We start from the raw sequence: 17968 nt of genomic DNA, 5'->3' as shown, positions 1-17968 counted from the left end.
GGCCGCATGATTAAACCTTTTCCCCAATAAAAATAAGATTTATCACCAAAACCATATCTGATTTAAAAAAACTTAAGCTCATTTTTTAGTTCAGAATTTTATTATTCCCGAAAAGTGTCCCATGCCATAAATTTTCTCTTGCTGTAGCTATAAAGCTGGGCAAATTGCGGAATGACAGCTTCACTTTGTGTCGGTCTCAAAAAGACATAATCATCCACTTGTAGCCCGCAGTATTTAGGCACCAAAACCATTTCCTGATTACTGCTGCGACCATACAACATATGCAGTCGACTTTTTTCAGGATAACAGTAACTTGCCTGCCAATAACCGCCATAAATAAATAATGCTTTATACGGATGTGGCAGATAATCAAGTACTTCGAGACCGGGAAGCTGACTATAAGGCAATACTTTTAGAATTGGCGCAGCAATCCATAAAGCGCAGTTCAAGGTAGAGAGATGATCCAGATCAAAATCACTGGGTTTGAGCAGCATGGAACCAAAAGACAGATCATTGCAGACACTTTGCTGGCAATGCTGCATAAAAGTAGCGCTTCCCCCACCATTCAAACACAGACCTTCATGCCATAAATAAGGGAATTGCTGCTGCAAAATAGTTTTATAGTGCTGATAAATCTGCTGCGATCGCCGATAGCTTTTTTCAGGACATTTCAGTATTTTTGGCAGTTTTGCCACATGCGCATCATAACCCATCAAGCCAGACAGTTTCAGGTATGAGGAATATTGCTGAATCAGTTTAAGTAAGCCGACAAACTGTGCCTGACTGCTTACACCTCCGCGATGCAGGCCCACATCAATTTCAATATTGACATTCAGGCAAAGATTCAGGTTCTGCGCGAGTTGCAGATATTGCTTCAGACGCTCTATATCATCAATCAGCCACTGGATATTTGCTTTATTCTGACTAGAGGATTTTTGGTAAAAATGTTTTAGCGCCTGAACCGGCATGGGTTTTCCCAGCAAAATATCGGCCTGTTGAAATGTCCCTATAATCTCCAGCAGATGGGGCAAATGAAAGACCATAAAGCGCCGGGTATTCAGTTTCTCACTGGCCAGTTGAAGTAACGGGGGACTCGCCAAGGATTTTACTACCAGACGTGGTTTTAACTGCGCAGGTAATCTTGATTGTACCAGACCCAGATTATGCTGATATTGGGTCAAATCCAGAATCAGTTGCGGTGTACCAGTCCCCTGCTGTTTTAAGTCCTGCGTCAGTTGCTGAAAATACTCTGTTTGCATCGCCAAAGCCTCAGTTTCCAGATAAAAATAATTGTTTTAGGTACGGATTCAGCCATTTTTTCTGTGGATCCAGTTGCTGACGTACTCGCATAAAATCATCCCATTTCGGATAGAGATCACGTAGCGAAGCAGCGCTCATGCTATGCAACTTGCCCCAATGCGGCCGTCCCTGATATTTCTGTAAAATCGGTTCAATCAGATCAAAGATGGTCCGGTAATCCTGTTTATAAAACTGGTGAATCGAAATCGAAACCGCGTCACACTGATAAAAAGGACTCAGCCAGATATCATCGGCTTTGACATAACGAAACTCGATGGGAAAAAACATCGGCACCTGATGTTTGCGTAAAATATGCAGAATCTCGTCCAGACACTGCAATCCCGAATCGACCGGAATCTGATATTCCATTTCATTAAATCTGGTCTTACGCGGAGTTGGAAAAATTCTGGATGACCAGTCTACATAACGAGTCGGTTTGACAAATACACCGAGCAGTTTTTGCAGATAAGGATTCGTCTGGGGGAAAAGCCGTGTCAACTCGGAACATAAGGTCAATAAAGTATCTTCCGAAGGCCAGCTCTCTTGCCTCGGCTGAACGTCATCTTCTGTTTCATCCAGAGTTTTCAGCATTACTTGATCAGCATGCAGAAAAGCCCAAAACTCAATATGTCGATGCTGATATTTCCATTGCTCAATATGCGTAAAAACATCTTTTAATGAACACAAACGGATTTGTTCTTTTAATTTATAGCATGGCCGATTTTGCAGGGTAATTTTGGTCAACACCCCCAAACTACCCAGCGCTACCCGTCCAGCCTGAAATATCTCGGTATTCTGCTGGGCATCGCATTGCAGCAGCTCTCCCGCTGCAGTCAGTAATTCAAAGCCTTCCACAAAAGCAGATAAACAGGGTAAATCGATACCGGTGCCATGGGTTCCGGTGGAAATTGCACCAGCCAGACTTTGCTGGTCAATATCACCCTGATTGATTAAAGCCTGATTAATGGCTGCCAGTTCTTTACCTAGATTATATAAACGGGTACCGGCCTGGACAGTGCATTGGGATTTCGCTTGATTAAAGGCCACCACACCTGTGAACTGATCAAGATTAAGCAGTCCTTTATCTGTTTTGGCGAGTGGGCTAAAGGAATGCCCTGCACCCACTGTACGCATCTGCGCCTGGGACTTCACCAAATTTTGTAATTCATTCATTTCTCCAGGCTGAAAAATGTGAGGAGAACTCAACTGGCTTCCTGACCAGTTTCGCCATGTGGCATCTGCCTGTTGTATTTTCATTATTATTCCTTGGCTTATATAATTTGAATGGCTCAATTAGAGTAAAATACCTAAAAAATCAAACATGGGAACCCATGGGTTCAAAACATTTAAACAGGATTAAATATTTTTATTAATATTCAATTACTTAAAATTATTAAAATCGTACTCGACTAAAGCATAAATGCAAGATTTCCAAGAAGTACATATCTTTTCAGCAGGATATCAAAATAAATATAGAACGGAGTTTTACCATGGTTAGCGCATATGATGAATTACCGCGTACACCCGCGAATTTTGTAGCTTTGTCACCTTTACGCTATCTGGATCGTGCAGCTTATATTTATCCAAATCAGAATGCGATTATCCACGGAAAGCGTCGGATCACCTGGCGTGAGAAATATAACCGTTGCCGTCAGTTTGCTCACCAGCTGCAGAAATTAGGCATCGGTAAAAATGACACTGTTTCTGTCCTGCTGCCTAATGTCCCTGCCATGATCGAAGCGCATTTTGCCGTACCGATGGCAGGCGCAGTCCTCAACACCTTAAATACCCGTCTGGATGCCAAAACCCTTGCTTTCATGCTGGAGCATGCTGAAAGTAAAGTCTTGCTGGTCGACCCCGAATTTACTGCACTTGCAGCAGAAGCACTGGCTTTGATTTCACAAGACATTTATGTGATTGATGTGGCTGATGAAGAGTTTGAAGGTGAAGAGCAGCGTATTGGTCAAATCGAATATGAAGACTGGATTGCCCAAGGCGACGCAAACTTTGAATGGCATTTACCCCAAGATGAATGGGATGCCATCAGCTTAAGCTATACCTCTGGCACTACCGGCAACCCGAAAGGTGTGGTCTATCATCATCGCGGTGCTTACATTAATGCAGCCAGTAATATCATTGCCTGTGGCATGACACCCCGCGCCACCTATTTATGGACCCTGCCGCTATTCCACTGTAATGGCTGGTGCTTTGCCTGGACCATGGCGGCCAACGGCGGAACCAATGTCTGCCTGCGTAAAGTCGATGCTGAACTGATCTTTAAGCTGATCGCTGAACATAAGGTCGATTATTTCTGTGGTGCACCGATTGTCCTGTCGATGCTGATCAATACGCCTGAAGAGAAAAAGACCAAGTTTGAGCACCGGGTCGAAGTCATGGTGGCAGGTGCTGCTCCTCCTGCGGCCATTATTGAGGGTATGCGCAATATCGGCATTAATGTAACGCATGTCTACGGCTTGACAGAAACCTATGGCCCTTCTGCCCTATGTGCATCTCAGGCAGGCTGGAGTGATTTATCCATTCAGGAACAGGCGCAGTTGCACTCCCGTCAGGGCGTACCTTATCCGTTGCAGGATGGCATGAAAGTGCTTGATCCCGACACCATGCAGGAAGTACCACACGATGGACAGACCATGGGTGAGATCATGTTCCGTGGTAATATCGTGATGAAAGGCTATCTGAAAAATCCCGAAGCCACCGCGGAAGCCTTTGCAGGAGGCTGGTTCCATACTGGCGATCTGGCAGTATGCCAACCGGATGGTTATGCCAAAATCACTGACCGCTCCAAAGACGTGATTATTTCCGGTGGGGAAAATATTTCCTCGCTTGAAGTCGAGGAAGTATTATATCGACATGCGGCCGTACTCACTGCAGCAGTAGTTGCCAAGCCTGATCCACGCTGGCAGGAAGTGCCATGTGCCTTTATTGAACTTAAAGAAGGTACCCAGGCCACTGAAGAAGAAATTATGGAATTCTGCCGTGAGCATCTGGCCCGCTTTAAAGTGCCTAAGGATGTGGTGATTACCGAGATTCCAAAAACTTCGACCGGCAAACTGCAGAAATTTGTTTTACGTGAATGGGCTAAAGAACGCGCACAAGGTGAGTTCTCTTAACTCCAGATAAGCAGGTTCCCGCAAAATCTGTCCGATAAAAAAATCGTGCTAAGTTTTATTAGCACGATTTTTTATTTGAAATAACCTCTCCCAAACCCTCTCCTATAAGGAGAGAACTTTAAGGAACTTACATCTCAACCATTTCTACGCCATCAATGCGTGCCACAGTCATCAAGTCCTTATCACCACGACCTGAAACCGTCGCAATAATAATCTGATCCTTGTCCATGGTCGGTGCAAGTTTAGTGACATAAGCCATGGCATGTGCACTTTCCAGCGCCGGAATAATGCCTTCAATCTTGGTTAAATCACGGAAACCCTGTAATGCTTCAGTATCTGTAATTGGTACATAGTTCACACGATCCATATCTTTCAGGAAGCTATGTTCCGGCCCCACACCCGGATAGTCCAGACCTGCAGAAATTGAATGAGTTTCAATGATCTGACCTTCTTTATCAGACATCAGGTAAGTCCGGTTACCGTGTAATACGCCCACATGTCCGGCATTTAACGGTGCAGAGTGCTTACCAGTTTCAATACCCAGACCTGCTGCTTCTACTCCGTACATTTTCACGTCCTGATCATTCAGGAATGGGTAGAACAAGCCCATGGCATTGGATCCACCACCGACACATGCGACCAGTGCATCTGGCAGACGGCCTGCCTGTTCCTGAATCTGACGGCGTGCTTCACGACCGATGATCGACTGGAAATCACGAACCAGTTGCGGATATGGATGTGGACCTGCCACGGTACCAATGACGTAGTAAGTTGAATCCACATTGGTCACCCAGTCACGCATGGCTTCGTTCATGGCATCTTTCAATGTTTTAGATCCACTTTCTACCGACACAACCGTCGCACCTAATAAACGCATACGGTAGACGTTCATCGCCTGACGTTTTACATCGTCTGCGCCCATGAATACTACGCATTCAAGACCTAAACGTGCTGCAATCGTTGCCGTTGCTACACCGTGCTGGCCTGCCCCTGTTTCGGCAATAATACGTTTCTTGCCGGAAAGCTTCGCCAGTAAGGCCTGACCGATTGTATTATTTACTTTGTGAGAACCGGTATGGTTCAGGTCTTCACGTTTCAGGTAAATCTGTGCGCCACCCAACTCTTTCGACCATCGTTCAGCATGATATAAAGGACTCGGACGACCGACGTAAAACGCCATGTCACGGTCAAATTCTGCCAAAAACTGCGCATCATCTTTCATACGAAAATAGAGCTTTTCCAAGTCTTCTAAAGCCGCCATGAGTGTTTCTGACACAAAACGTCCGCCATGAATACCGAAATGCCCGCGTTCATCCGGGAATTGGGTATAGTCAACTGCCTGACTGTTCTGGCTAGTACTTTGCTGATCCACGATGGACTCCTTGCATAAAGCGTTCTATGAGTTGTTGGTCTTTAATACCTTTTGCGGACTCGACACCGCCACTCACATCCACGGCATACGCCTGTGTGGTGAGAATTGCCTGTTCGATATTGTCAGGATTTAAACCGCCTGCCAAGATCAAGGGAATATTGAGTTTGGGAAATGTATCCCAATCGAAGCTGTGCCCTGTGCCACCTTTCAGGTCAGGATGCCATGCGTCTAACAGTACTGCACTTGCGCCTGCATCTTGATAACGCTGAATTTCTGCAACCACATCCAGATCAGGTTGCACCTGAATGGCTTTATACCAGCGGCGCCCCACCTGCTGGGCGATGGCCTGACATTGTTCAGGCGTTTCATCACCATGAAATTGTAAAATATCCAGTGGAACAGTTTTCAGAATATCCTGAATTTCATCTGCGCGACTATTTACAAATAAACCTACGGCCTGCACATAAGCTGGAACCGCCCGGATCAGGATTTCAGCCTGCTCTAAAGTGACATGCCGCGGACTCGGTGGATAAAATACAAATCCTATCGCATCACAGCCAGCATTGACTACGGCATGTACATCTTCAACTCGGGTGATTCCACAAATTTTGGCACGGGTTCGCATATTATGTTGGCTCTATATCTACCAATGTATTGAACAATCTATAAGATTGGGGCAAATCATTGTAATGCAATTTTCCTGACTTGCGTAAAGTTCATCCGGATTATTCTTGATGCAGATTGTGTATCCGCCATCCTGACTTTATACTGCGCTCACTTTGCAGCAAGTCCAAGCCTTCAGGCTTTAGGGAAGCTGGTGTAAATCCAGCACTGCCCCCGCAACGGTAAAAAATGAAACGTATCTCAATTTAAACCCTTCGGTTTACACCACTGCATCTTGATGTGGGAAGGTGGATATACAGCAAAGTCGCTGCTTTGCACATTTAAGTCCGGAAACCTGCTTGTTGTGTTCTATAACTCAATCATTCACGGGGAAGTGAATGTATGGAGCATTTCATGTCTATTCAATTTCAACCTACTGCCTTGGTAGGTGCGATCGCACTTGCGTTGGGTACCACTTCATCTGTTCATGCCACCGAGCAAAAAGTTGCAAAAGCATCTTTAGATACCATTGTAGTCACGGCGACTCGCTCTGGAGAAAAAATTGAAAATGTGCCAGCGCGTATTTCGATTATTGAACCTGCAATTCTTGAGCAGTCACCTCTTAAAGCACTACCAGATTTACTTAAAACAGACCCAAGTATTAATGTCGTGCAATCGGGTGGTTATGGCCAGCAAACTTCTATTTTCTTACGCGGCACCAATTCCAATCAAGTTTTGGTACTACGTGATGGTGTTCGTTTAAATACAGCCACCACAGGTGCAGCGTCTATTCCATTTTTAGACACCACAGATCTTAAACAGATTGAAGTCTTAAAAGGCCCTGCTTCTGTGCTTTATGGTACAGATGCAATTGGTGGTGTAGTGCAGTTTGTAACAAAAACGCCTGAAAAAACGGGTGCCTTTGTAACAGGTGAAATTGGTGAGAATCAAACCTACAAATCAATTATTGGGGCTGACTTGGCAGAAAATGGGGTGTATGCGCAGATTCGCGGTCAAGTTATAGAAACTGATGGCACACCTGTATTCAATATCAATGACAACCGTAACTACAGTTATGATCAAAAAGGCTATAGTGCAAAATTCGGTATTGAAAAAGAGCGTTATGCAACATCACTCGATTACAGTCAAAATTCAGGAAATGTCCAATACAGTAATTGGGGTGCATTTTCCAGCCAAGATTTTCAAAATGAAATTGTAAATTTAAAAGGTCGTATTAACCCAACACAAGCCACTGAAATTAATGCACGTCTATCTCAGTTTAAAGATGACTTAGATCAGGTCACCTCAAGCAGCTTTGTACATAGCACCACGCAAGAAGCAGAAATCTATGGCAAATGGAATTTCACGGCAGCACAAAATGTTTTACTGGGCATTACCCAGCGTAATACCGATGCAAAAACCCAGGATCTTGATGAAGACATTAATTCAACAGGCTACTATATTCAGCACCAGTATCAGACAAATAGCTTAAGCACTCAGGTGGGTGTGCGTATCGAAGATAACGAAAAATTTGGCTCACATACCGTTGCACAAGGTGGTATCCGTTATCAACTGCTTCCTAATACCAGCATTTATACCAATATTGGTTCAGCATTTAAGGCACCGACTTTAAATGATATGTATGCTTTTGGCGGCAATGATCAATTGAAGCCTGAAGAAAGCATTTCGTATGAAATGGGGATAGATCAAAAACTTCCATTAAATATTTTGGCAGGTGCTTCCGTTTTCTATACGGAAGTCGATAATTTAATCAACTCCATTTGTGTCAGTACCTGTAATGGCGACTGGGTCAATACCTTTCCGATTTACCAAAACCAGAACATTGATCAAGCCAAGATGACTGGCGGCGAATTGACGGCACAATGGGTAAAAGATCAGTTCTTTATTAATGCCGGTTACACTTATGTCAAAACTGAAGATACGAAACAGAATTCAGAGCTATTACGTCGCCCTCGTCAGTCATTCACTGTATCGACAGGTCTACAAAATGCGGATTACGGTTTAAGTGCTGCACTGGTAGCAAAATCGAAAGCGAAGGACTTTAGTCGTGATATTCCAGGTTATGCACGTGTTGACTTAAATGCCTATTGGAATATTAATCCCACAGTTAAACTGTTTACTAACATTGAAAATGTCGGTGATGTGAAATACAAAACTGTGCATAGTGCTGGCGACCAGTACTATGTGAACGGTGGCCGACTCGCTTCTGCGGGTGTGACCTTTAAATACTAAGTGCAACCTTTTTAGAAATACTTTTGAGAATCATGTCATGCCTATGGCATGATTCTTTTTATATTCAGCATTTAAAAAATCAAGGAATTCAAATGGGTCACCGTTTAAGTAAAATCTACACGCGCACAGGCGATTCGGGCACTACAGGGCTTGGTGATGGCTCACGCGTTGCCAAAGATGACTTGCGTATTACCGCGCTGGGTGATGTCGATGAGCTGAATGCAGTAATTGGCGTATTACGCGCGCAGATTTCTGCAAGCACTATTGAAGATAAAACTCCTTGGGATAAATCCCTAAGTCTGATCCAGCACTGGCTATTTGATCTGGGTGGTGAAGTGTGTATTCCGGGTTTTAATCTGGTGCAACCGGTATCGATTGAGTTTCTGGAAAATGATATCGACCGTATGAATGAAACTTTGCCGATGTTAAAAGACTTTATTCTGCCTGCTGGAACGCTGGTGTGCAGCTTTGCCCATCAGGCTCGTGCAGTCTGTCGTCGCGCCGAACGCAGCGTGATGTCAGTCCACCACCGTGACCAAAATATTCAGGCTGCATCGCTACAACTACTCAACCGTCTATCCGACTGGTTATTTGTCGCATCACGTACCCTGCAACGCGCTGAGGGTGGTTCTGAAGTGCTCTGGCAAAAAAATATCAATGACAGCATCGAAAAGTAAAATCAGCTTCCAGATTAGCATCTAAAAATACGCGTCAGATGTGTCTTGATTTTATAGGGCATCTGACGAAAATAGATAGTGTCATCCTTCTGTCACGTAGCCCTCGCAAAATGAACTTAACTTTCCCACTCATGAGCATCTTATGCGCATAATTGGACATCGTGGTGCACGTGGCGAAGCCCCTGAAAATACCTTGGGCGGTTTTCAGTATATTCAGGAAATCGGCATTCGCGCCGTTGAGTTTGATGTTCGTCAACTCAAAGACAATGCTTTAATCATCATGCATGACGACAATTTTGTTCGTACCACCGGCTTGCAGAAACCTTTGTATGAGTGTAACCGTCAAGATCTTGTCCAATATAATCATGCAGTCAAATGGTCAGAATGGAATAAAATCGAAGCCACTCCGCTCCTTGATCAAACCTTAAATGTCATTCGAAATTTTGAACATATTGAAGTTGAAATCAAAAGCGTTGACTCCGAAGCAGCAGCCGAAAAAATAGCATTAGAAGTCGAACAACAACTGCAAGGCTATGAGCAGGCAGCTATTGTTACCAGCTTTGATGCGAAAATCCTGAATGCCTTGAAACAGCAAAACTCCTGCTTAAAACGCGGTTTGTTGATTGAAACCGATGTCAAACACCAAGCCATTGATCAGGCGCTGGAACTGGGATGCTGTCATATTGGCTGGATGAATGAACTGGTTAGCCAAGACCTGATCCAGGCTACGCAGGCAGCCGAGCTAAATATCAGTGTCTGGACGGTCAATGATGTGACGCGTGCCAAGCAGCTTCGGGACTGGGGTATTCAGGGCTTAATTACAGATTATCCAAAACTGATGCTGCAACAGCTTTAAAGTACTAGTCTCATTTACATAATAAATTTGCAGTTATCTTCTTGTTTATATCTTTACCCTCATCAATTTTTTAAAAATAGAGAATCTGCTTAAACTTATGCTAAGTCTAGGTTAACTTAGGTTTATTTTCCGCATCTGTCTGCAAACTGATATGCAATCTTGTAGAAATTATGAACAACCCTTTCAGCTATCCTAAGCCAAAAATAAAAAAATAAAAGGTTGATAATCCTCAGCCACTTAGACAGAAATCAGGGCTTATCCAGCTTGGAAAAATGGCAGTTTTCGCCGGCTTATTCCAAGACTCACAAGTACAATACAACCGTACAATAATGCTAGTGAAGCCCTAGACCACATGCTAATATGAACAAGATAGGCTGCTGTTAAAACGAACAGCGGTTTCTGCTTATTGTTAAACCTTTCGAGGTTCTAGGAGTGCTGTTGGAGATGAATGCTCCCTTACCCAAAGCCCCCATCAACTGGATTGCTGTGTTTGCCTTGGTATTTTTACCAATCGTAGCCCTGATTGCGATTCCGTTGTATGCGTATCACCATGATTTTAGTGTTGCCGCTTGGATCAGTATGTTTGTTTTACTGGGCGTAAGCAGCCTTGGCATTACAGCAGGATACCATCGCCTGTGGGCACATCGTGCTTATGAAGCCACCTTACCATTAAAAATCATCTTGATGATCATGGGTACCTTTGCAGTACAGAATAGTATTTTATTCTGGGCATCTGGTCACCGTACCCATCACCGCCATGTTGATGACGTGGAGCAAGACCCGTACTCGATTAATCGAGGCTTCTGGTATGCACATATTGGCTGGATGTTACGTGATTATCCATCCGGTGTAGCCAACTACAAAAATGCGCCAGATCTGTTAAAAGATAAAGTAGTGATGTTTCAGGACGAATACTACGTTCCATTAGTGATTGCCGTTCATGCCGCAATTTTATTACCTATTGGCTTGATGGTAGGCGATGTCTGGGGTGTATTGCTGTTAGGCGGATTAATGCGTTTAATTTTGAGCCATCACGTCACTTTCTTCATCAACTCACTGTGCCATATGTGGGGGAATCGTCCATATACTGACGAAAATACTGCGCGTGACAATTTTGTACTCGCAATTGCAACTTGGGGTGAGGGTTATCATAACTATCACCACATTTTCCAGTACGACTACCGTAACGGCGTGAAATGGTGGCAGTATGATCCAACCAAATGGTTGATCTGGACCTGCTCTAAACTCGGTTTAGCAAAAAACTTGCGCCGTATTCCTAGCTTTAATATCAAAAAAGCGGAATTGGCAATGAAGTTTAAATATGCTGAACAGGATCTTGCAGTTTATGGCCATGACGTTTCTGAAGATATCTCGACAGTGAAAACCAAGATTGCACAGGAATATGATGCTTTTACCCAAACTTTAAATGACTGGGCGAAGTTGAAAGAACAGGAAATTCAGGTCAAGAAAGCATCGATGGCTGAAAAGATTCACCAGATGGATGACAAATTGAAAGTTGAATTCCAGCTGGTAGAACAACGTCTTTCCCATCACCGTGAGACCTTGAACTTACTGGTTCGTAATTTGAAAAAATCTGCAGTTTCTCAATAAAAATCTGTCAAAACGAAAAGCCCCGCTCGGGGCTTTTTTTATGCTGAAAGATAACGTGAACTCTCGCTTATACAACAGTTTTATACAACTATCTTTGTTATAGTTCATTTACTCCTAGCCTGTACTGAATGCCATGTATTTTAATTCTCGCTATCAAACACTTCCGTCCTGTCTCTATCATCATCAGCTTCCCCTTCCGTTAAAAGGCGCAAAAGCCGGACATTTTAATGCAGTATTGGCAGAACAGCTGCAATGGTCGGACGAAGACAAGGCACAATGGGTCGAGATTTGTAGTGGTCAGAAAGTCTTTGCTGAGTTTGAACCCTTAGCCATGGTCTATGCAGGCCATCAGTTTGGACAATGGGCAGGACAGTTGGGAGATGGTCGCGGGCTGCTGATTGCGCAAATTCTGGATAAAAATAATCAGACTATTGACCTGCATTTAAAAGGTGCTGGGTCTACGCCTTATTCGCGTATGGGCGATGGCCGGGCCGTACTGCGTTCAGTTATCCGTGAGTATCTGGCAGGTCATGCCTTGAATGCTTTGGGTGTCGCATCCAGTAATGCAGTTGGATTTACCTCGTCCACGCAGGGAATTCAGCGCGAGAAGCTGGAGCCGGGCGCGATGATGTTGCGCACTTCGGATTGTCATATCCGTTTCGGTCATTTCGAGTGGATCAATCAATATCAACCAGATGTATTAGTTGAGTTCACGCAAAAATGTATTGAGTGGCATTATCCGGAATGTCTGCAAGCTAAACAGCCTATATTAGCCTTTGCCAAAAAAGTCATTCAGCGCACTGCCGTCATGATTGCCAAATGGCAACTGGTCGGTTTTGCACATGGCGTCATGAATACCGACAACCTGAATATTACCGGATCAACACTCGACTTTGGCCCTTATGGTTTTATGGAACGTTTCCGTCCGAACTGGATCAATAACCATTCGGACTATCAGGGCCGTTACACCTATCAGCAGCAGCCCAGTATCGGACACTGGAATTTATGGATGTGGTTGAATAACCTGATTTCGCTCTGCCCTATAGACTATGATAAAGAACAGTGGAAACAAGATCTTTCCCAATGTCTGGAACACTATGAACCAACTTTCCTGGAACATTATGAACATGGTTTAAACCAGAAAATGGGGTTGCCAAGTTTCCATAAAGACAGTTTTGACTGTGCAATGGCATTCTTGCGAATTTTGCAAAGTGAGCAACTGGACTACACCCAGAGTTTTATCCGGTTGCAAAATAAAGACTATGAAGCCCTTAAAGATGATTGCCTGGACCGACGCCAGTTTGAAGCATTCCTGGCGCAATATGAATCTATCCGTGAACACCAGGATATAGAAGAATTGGATGCCGCCATGCAACTGGCCAATCCGCATTATATTCTGCGAAATCATATGGCACAGAAAGCCATTGAACTGGCAGAGCGGGATGATTTTTCTGAAGTAGACCGCCTGTTTAAATTATTGAGTCAGCCTTATCAGAAACATTCAGATCTGGAACAGCCTGAAGATTTAGCACCATTGCCAAGTGATGTGCCAGAAGTAATGGTCAGCTGTTCTTCTTAATTTATTCACATCTAAAATAAAAACTGTGGATAATTTAAACACTATCCACAGTTTTTTTATTTATTCACAGCTTATGACCTTACACACTCTTACTGCCCAAACTGCTTTAAAACTTCCTGAAATAACAGTCACCCAGCCTTTTGGTGAGGGCTGCGATGTTTATAAAGTCATGGATAAAGTCTTTATGCTGACTTTTCATTTGCGAGGTAAAGCTGCCATTAATTTAAAAGTCGAGCCTGAGCACGGTGCAATGCTGCGGGATATTTATCCATATATTCGTACTGGCTGGCATATGAATAAACAGCATTGGATTTCAGTTTACGAGAGTGAATATCTGGATGAAGCTTTGATCCAAGATTTGGTACTGAATTCTTATGAGCGGGTGGTAGCAAAGTTAAATAAAACAGATCAACAGAGAATTAAATTACTTAGGAGCATTTAAGCTGTACTTGAATAAACTGATCATATATTTTTAAACTAAGGCTAGAATTTTAAATTAAATAACTATGAAAACTCACAAAGTATTAGCTTCGCCTATAAAAACTGATCGTCTAAATTTACGTAAATTTCAGACTGGGGATGAAAATTCTCTCTTTACTGAATATTTCGGAGACTGGGAAGCGAGCAAATATCTCCAGAGAATGCCACATAAAAATATAAGTCAGACAAAAAACATGTTGGAAAATTGGTGTGGGGTCAACTGGGAAGACCCAGATAAAAATTTTGCCTGGATTGTTAGCGACAAGAAAACGGATTTGGCTCTGGGAATTGTATTGCTTTTTAATAAAGAGAGTTGTGGGGAAATCCACTTTGGACTAGGAAAAAAATTTCAAGGACAAGAATTCATGCAAGAGTCACTAAAAGCTGTAATTACCTATTTAAAAAATAATAGCACTCTTGAAAGAATTGAGACTTTTTGTAATGCAGAACATAGCAGATCAAAAAGCACCCTGATGAAATCAGGTTTCACCCAAACAGGCATTTTAAAAAATTGGGCAAGATTTCCTTTAATCGGTGAGGATACTAGAGACTGTATTCATTATTATATTGAAATAAATTAAAATATTGATAGCCAACAGTTTTTCGCACTCAATCAGAATCTAAAAAAGTAATAAATAATTTTCAGAATAAGTTCTTAACCATCAAAAACCCTAGGTTTCAGAACCCTCTAAAAATGATCCAGGAGGCATTATACAAGTGTCCTGTTCTTTTCATAAAATCAAAAGAATAATGCTTTATAAAAAAAGCGAATAAGTACTCACCCATTCGCTTCTCTTAAACATTAAAAACTTAATCAGTCTTCAGGATATTCAAAACGGTAACCGACCCCATACACCGCCTGAATCCACTCATGACGGTTACCGGTTTCAGCTGCATCGGAAATCTTGCGGCGCAGGTTTTTGATATGACTGTCAATGACCCGGTCTGCGACATCAAAACTGTCCGGATTGATATGATCCAGCAATTGCGCACGAGAATAGACCTGTCCAACATGTTCCAGGAATAATTCCAGTAAACGGAATTCAGTCGGTGTCAGGTTCAAAGCTTTTTGCTGGTACCAGATCCGTTGCTGGGATTTGTCCATGCGGAACAGGTCATTGCTTTCCGGTTCTGATTTACGGTCCAAACGACGTAACACAGCCTGTACCCGTGCTACCAGCTCCTTTGGACTAAATGGCTTACAGATATAATCATCAGCCCCCATATTCAGCCCCAGCACGCGATCAATCTCTTCGGTACGCGCGGTCACCATGATAATTGGCAAATCTGACTGTTCTCGTACTTTACGGCAAATGGTCAGACCGTCCATACGCGGCACCATCAGATCCAGAATCATCAGACTCGGTTTACGCTGGGTAAAGCTGTTATATGCTTCCTGCCCATCATGAAACATACTGACCTCAAAACCAGCAGCTTCCAGATAGTCTCGCACCAACTGTGCGAGTTCGATTTCATCTTCAACCAGCATGATATGTTTCATCAATATATTCCCTTCATGGTTTCATTTGTTTAGGAAAGCTCAGCTTGCATCGCAAACCACCCAACGGTGAATGTGCAAAGCTTAAGCTGCCGCCCAGCGCCTGCGTAATTTTACATGATAATGCCAAACCAAGGCCGGTTCCGCCAGTGGCCCGGGTACGTGAATCATCGACACGGTAGAAACGTTCACCAATACGTGCCAGCTGTTCATCGGTCAGGCCATACGGACTGTCATCAACATACAGGGTCCATTCTTTATCATCCTGTGTGGTATGAATATGAACCTGCCCGCCTGCTTCAGTATAGCGAATACTGTTGCTCAGCAAGTTCGCCACAATCTGTTTAAAACGATCCAGATCCAGATTTAACTCAGTACCTTCACCCTCTGCAGTGACTGTCAATTCAGCCTGTTCAAAGTTCGGCTGGAAGTTGATAAGTTCCTGCTGTACCACTTCCCAAGGATTGACCGTCGAGAAATAAAATTGCAATTGCTGGGCATCTGCCTGTGCCAGTGCAGCCAGATCTTGAGTCAGCTTTTTCAGGCTACTCACCTGCGCCAGCATGGAAGCAAAATGCTCAGGGGTTGGTTTACGGATTCCATCCTGCATTGCTTCAATCTGTGCCTGCAATACTGCCAGTGGGGTTTTTAATTCATGCGAAGTATCTGCCACCCACTGACGGCGTGAGGTTTCATGCTGATCCAGAATTACTGCCAATGCATTTAGTTCATTGGATAAATCACCCAGTTCATCATTGCGGTTCACTTTAATCTGATATTGATAATTACCCTGGGTTAAGGCTCGCGTACCATTCAGCAGACGTTGAATCGGCTTTTTAAAATAAGTCGCCAGTAACAAAGAAGCAATCAGACTTGCCAGAACGCTGAGTGCATATACCAGAAATAAATAACGCTTCTGGTTACTAAAGAAATTGATACTTAAGGCATCATCTTGGTCTAGTACCGGTTTTAAGCCCAAATAGCCGACAATCTGGTTATTTACCATAATCGGACGATAGGAGACCTGCTCATCCGAAGCCTCACCGACCACAAAACGACGCTTGGCATCATACAGGGAAAGACGTGAACTGAGACCAAGACGATCCGGCATCTGGATAAACTGCTTCTTGCCAGTCGGTTGCTGTGCTGGCTGTTCCCCATTCTTGCGGTCAGATCTAAACAGATTCTGATTGGAGCTGAGCGGGAATTTCAAACCTTCAAAGGGCTGAAACTGTGAAGGCAAATTAGATGCCAGCACACGTAATTCTTCTTCATTGACCTGACGTTGTGGCAGCGCCGGATCTACCATACTGGGTGCGACCTGAGCCAGGGTCTGTTCCTGAAAATAACGCTGCTGCAAGGCAATATCATACTGACGGCGCAGCCACCAACGTGATAAACGGTCATAATCATCCGGTGCGGCTTCACCTTCTATCTGGAGAATCTGTGCCTGAACCGCATTACCCCAGTCCTGATAGACCGCATAAACATCTGCCAGATTTTCAATCACATAATCCAGCTTCTGCATTTCGACATCGGCGACATAGCGGGCAAAATTACGCTGCATATTCAGATGCAATACACCCAGACTCACCGTGGTAATGACCAGCGTGGTCAACAGCACAGTCAAAAATAGACGTAATGCAATGGGAATACGGCGAATGTTCAAAATAGAAATCTCAATTTTTCTTCTATATTCATTATTGTAGCGAACACTGCATCAAAAAACCCTTCATTGTTTCTACATCTTTATTGTTTAATCTTTAACGATCAAAAGAATCAGACCTTTAACGGGATAAATCATATGCAAACCATGACAAAAATAGCATTAATCAGTGCCAGTGTTTTATCAATGGGTGCCTTGACTGCCTGTCAATCTACCAGCAATGTGCAAAGTAGTGATCACCCCCACATGATGAAACATCATGAAGGTAAAAAACATCATCTAAGCCCTGAACAGCGTGAGCAGTTTAAGGCGAAACGTGCAGAACGGATGCAGTTTGCCAAACAGCTTCAACAGGCCTGCGACAATAAAGCTGCTGGTTCAGCCATTCAGGTCAAGAGTGGCGATAAAACTATAGATGGTACCTGCCAGATGGTCTTTAAAGCAGATCGTAAAGAGATGAAAGGTCAACGTGGCGAATATCGCGGCATGCAAGCTGAATATGGTCCAATGCGTGGTGACATGCGTGGAAGCATGATGCGTGGCGAAGTCCTGACTGATGCCCAACGTGCAGAATTAACCAAACAGTTTGATCAGCGTCTGGCTCAACGTCAGGCACATCAACAGGCAATGCGCCAAGCCTGTCAAGGTAAAAAAGACGGTACTGCAGTACAGATCAAGATGGGTGAACACACCATCAATGGCAAATGCCTTGTTCGTTTCCAGCCTAAAGCGCCTGCCTATTAATACATAGGAATCAATGCGTCACCATCAGCACCTTCGGGTGCTTTTTTATTGTGTGCACTTTTTTGCATACAGTTGACTATTCCTTTCCTGCAGAATATGACTAAAGTCTTTATACGCAAGACATTTAAGGCACTATTCAGATTAATCTTTGACTTTACAGTCACCAACAAATCACCTCAAAAAGCTTGTACCGCAAGGG

At 43.6% G+C, this 17968-nt stretch carries 15 protein-coding genes and 1 riboswitch; of the genes, 9 read left to right on the top strand and 6 right to left on the bottom strand.

Annotated features, from left to right (window positions below; all coding sequences use genetic code 11):
* Positions 1–101: 101 nt before the first annotated feature.
* Positions 102–1259: an alanine racemase gene (locus H9629_RS01380; protein ID WP_191730418.1), complete on the bottom strand. Its 1158-nt coding sequence runs from the start codon at positions 1257–1259 to the stop codon at positions 102–104.
* 10 nt (positions 1260–1269) lie between these two features.
* Positions 1270–2556, bottom strand: coding sequence for a D-arabinono-1,4-lactone oxidase (locus H9629_RS01375; protein WP_064102312.1), 1287 nt, complete (start codon positions 2554–2556; stop codon positions 1270–1272).
* A gap of 233 nt (positions 2557–2789) precedes the next feature.
* Between H9629_RS01375 and H9629_RS01370 the strand changes: the two genes are divergently transcribed.
* Positions 2790–4430, top strand: coding sequence for an acyl-CoA synthetase (locus H9629_RS01370; protein WP_064102311.1), 1641 nt, complete (start codon positions 2790–2792; stop codon positions 4428–4430).
* Between the two features lie 127 nt (positions 4431–4557).
* Here the strand turns inward: H9629_RS01370 and trpB are convergent, their stop codons facing one another.
* Positions 4558–5802 carry a tryptophan synthase subunit beta gene (trpB, locus tag H9629_RS01365; RefSeq protein ID WP_191730417.1) on the bottom strand — a complete coding sequence of 415 codons (1245 nt, stop codon included), beginning with the start codon at positions 5800–5802 and terminating at the stop codon, positions 4558–4560.
* Positions 5783–6427, bottom strand: coding sequence for a phosphoribosylanthranilate isomerase (locus H9629_RS01360; RefSeq protein ID WP_064102310.1), 645 nt, complete (start codon positions 6425–6427; stop codon positions 5783–5785). The genes trpB and H9629_RS01360 overlap by 20 nt, the downstream gene beginning before the upstream one ends.
* Before the next feature lie 144 nt (positions 6428–6571).
* A riboswitch (cobalamin riboswitch) is annotated at positions 6572–6782 on the top strand.
* Positions 6783–6819: 37 nt separating this feature from the next.
* Here H9629_RS01360 and H9629_RS01355 point away from each other — a divergent pair.
* The 7 genes from H9629_RS01355 to H9629_RS01325 all read left to right on the top strand — a co-directional run bounded on the left by H9629_RS01355 (position 6820) and on the right by H9629_RS01325 (position 14442).
* Positions 6820–8658, top strand: a complete 1839-nt coding sequence (locus H9629_RS01355; RefSeq protein ID WP_191730416.1) for a TonB-dependent receptor plug domain-containing protein — start codon at positions 6820–6822, stop codon at positions 8656–8658.
* Positions 8659–8750: 92 nt separating this feature from the next.
* On the top strand, positions 8751–9335 hold the full coding sequence (locus tag H9629_RS01350) for a cob(I)yrinic acid a,c-diamide adenosyltransferase (RefSeq protein WP_191730415.1): 585 nt from the start codon (positions 8751–8753) through the stop codon (positions 9333–9335).
* A 142-nt stretch (positions 9336–9477) separates the two neighbouring features.
* The gene (locus H9629_RS01345) at positions 9478–10191 is read left to right on the top strand and encodes a glycerophosphodiester phosphodiesterase (RefSeq protein ID WP_191730414.1); all 714 of its coding nucleotides are present in this window, start codon (positions 9478–9480) and stop codon (positions 10189–10191) included.
* A gap of 444 nt (positions 10192–10635) precedes the next feature.
* On the top strand, positions 10636–11802 hold the full coding sequence (locus H9629_RS01340) for an acyl-CoA desaturase (protein ID WP_191730413.1): 1167 nt from the start codon (positions 10636–10638) through the stop codon (positions 11800–11802).
* Between the two features lie 133 nt (positions 11803–11935).
* On the top strand, positions 11936–13381 hold the full coding sequence (locus H9629_RS01335) for a protein adenylyltransferase SelO (RefSeq protein WP_191730412.1): 1446 nt from the start codon (positions 11936–11938) through the stop codon (positions 13379–13381).
* 73 nt (positions 13382–13454) lie between these two features.
* Positions 13455–13823, top strand: coding sequence for an MmcQ/YjbR family DNA-binding protein (locus H9629_RS01330; protein WP_191730411.1), 369 nt, complete (start codon positions 13455–13457; stop codon positions 13821–13823).
* Between the two features lie 64 nt (positions 13824–13887).
* Positions 13888–14442: a GNAT family N-acetyltransferase gene (locus H9629_RS01325; RefSeq protein WP_191730410.1), complete on the top strand. Its 555-nt coding sequence runs from the start codon at positions 13888–13890 to the stop codon at positions 14440–14442.
* A 233-nt stretch (positions 14443–14675) separates the two neighbouring features.
* Here the strand turns inward: H9629_RS01325 and H9629_RS01320 are convergent, their stop codons facing one another.
* Both H9629_RS01320 and baeS read right to left on the bottom strand, forming a co-directional pair.
* Positions 14676–15362: a response regulator gene (locus H9629_RS01320; protein WP_064094738.1), complete on the bottom strand. Its 687-nt coding sequence runs from the start codon at positions 15360–15362 to the stop codon at positions 14676–14678.
* A gap of 13 nt (positions 15363–15375) precedes the next feature.
* The gene (gene baeS / locus H9629_RS01315) at positions 15376–17028 is read right to left on the bottom strand and encodes a sensor histidine kinase efflux regulator BaeS (RefSeq protein WP_191730409.1); all 1653 of its coding nucleotides are present in this window, start codon (positions 17026–17028) and stop codon (positions 15376–15378) included.
* A 135-nt stretch (positions 17029–17163) separates the two neighbouring features.
* Here baeS and H9629_RS01310 point away from each other — a divergent pair, with 135 nt between their 5' ends.
* The gene (locus H9629_RS01310; protein WP_064094740.1) at positions 17164–17769 is read left to right on the top strand and encodes a hypothetical protein; all 606 of its coding nucleotides are present in this window, start codon (positions 17164–17166) and stop codon (positions 17767–17769) included.
* Positions 17770–17968 lie beyond the last annotated feature (199 nt).

This window comes from Acinetobacter pecorum, from assembly GCF_014837015.1.
In the GTDB taxonomy this organism is placed as follows: domain Bacteria; phylum Pseudomonadota; class Gammaproteobacteria; order Pseudomonadales; family Moraxellaceae; genus Acinetobacter; species Acinetobacter pecorum.
This window is presented reverse-complemented; position numbering and strand designations above follow the sequence as displayed.

Bases quoted from the DNA above. Each gene is read 5' to 3' on its own strand.
- H9629_RS01370 (WP_064102311.1), top strand. From the start codon at position 2,790: ATGGTTAGCGCATATGATGAATTACCGCGTACACCCGCGAATTTTGTA.
- H9629_RS01350 (WP_191730415.1), top strand. From the start codon at position 8,751: ATGGGTCACCGTTTAAGTAAAATCTACACGCGCACAGGCGATTCGGGC.
- H9629_RS01335 (WP_191730412.1), top strand. From the start codon at position 11,936: ATGTATTTTAATTCTCGCTATCAAACACTTCCGTCCTGTCTCTATCAT.
- H9629_RS01320 (WP_064094738.1), bottom strand. From the start codon at position 15,362: ATGAAACATATCATGCTGGTTGAAGATGAAATCGAACTCGCACAGTTG.
- H9629_RS01380 (WP_191730418.1), bottom strand. From the start codon at position 1,259: ATGCAAACAGAGTATTTTCAGCAACTGACGCAGGACTTAAAACAGCAG.
- H9629_RS01355 (WP_191730416.1), top strand. From the start codon at position 6,820: ATGTCTATTCAATTTCAACCTACTGCCTTGGTAGGTGCGATCGCACTT.
- H9629_RS01345 (WP_191730414.1), top strand. From the start codon at position 9,478: ATGCGCATAATTGGACATCGTGGTGCACGTGGCGAAGCCCCTGAAAAT.
- H9629_RS01330 (WP_191730411.1), top strand. From the start codon at position 13,455: ATGACCTTACACACTCTTACTGCCCAAACTGCTTTAAAACTTCCTGAA.
- H9629_RS01360 (WP_064102310.1), bottom strand. From the start codon at position 6,427: ATGCGAACCCGTGCCAAAATTTGTGGAATCACCCGAGTTGAAGATGTA.
- H9629_RS01340 (WP_191730413.1), top strand. From the start codon at position 10,636: ATGAATGCTCCCTTACCCAAAGCCCCCATCAACTGGATTGCTGTGTTT.
- H9629_RS01325 (WP_191730410.1), top strand. From the start codon at position 13,888: ATGAAAACTCACAAAGTATTAGCTTCGCCTATAAAAACTGATCGTCTA.
- H9629_RS01310 (WP_064094740.1), top strand. From the start codon at position 17,164: ATGCAAACCATGACAAAAATAGCATTAATCAGTGCCAGTGTTTTATCA.
- H9629_RS01375 (WP_064102312.1), bottom strand. From the start codon at position 2,556: ATGAAAATACAACAGGCAGATGCCACATGGCGAAACTGGTCAGGAAGC.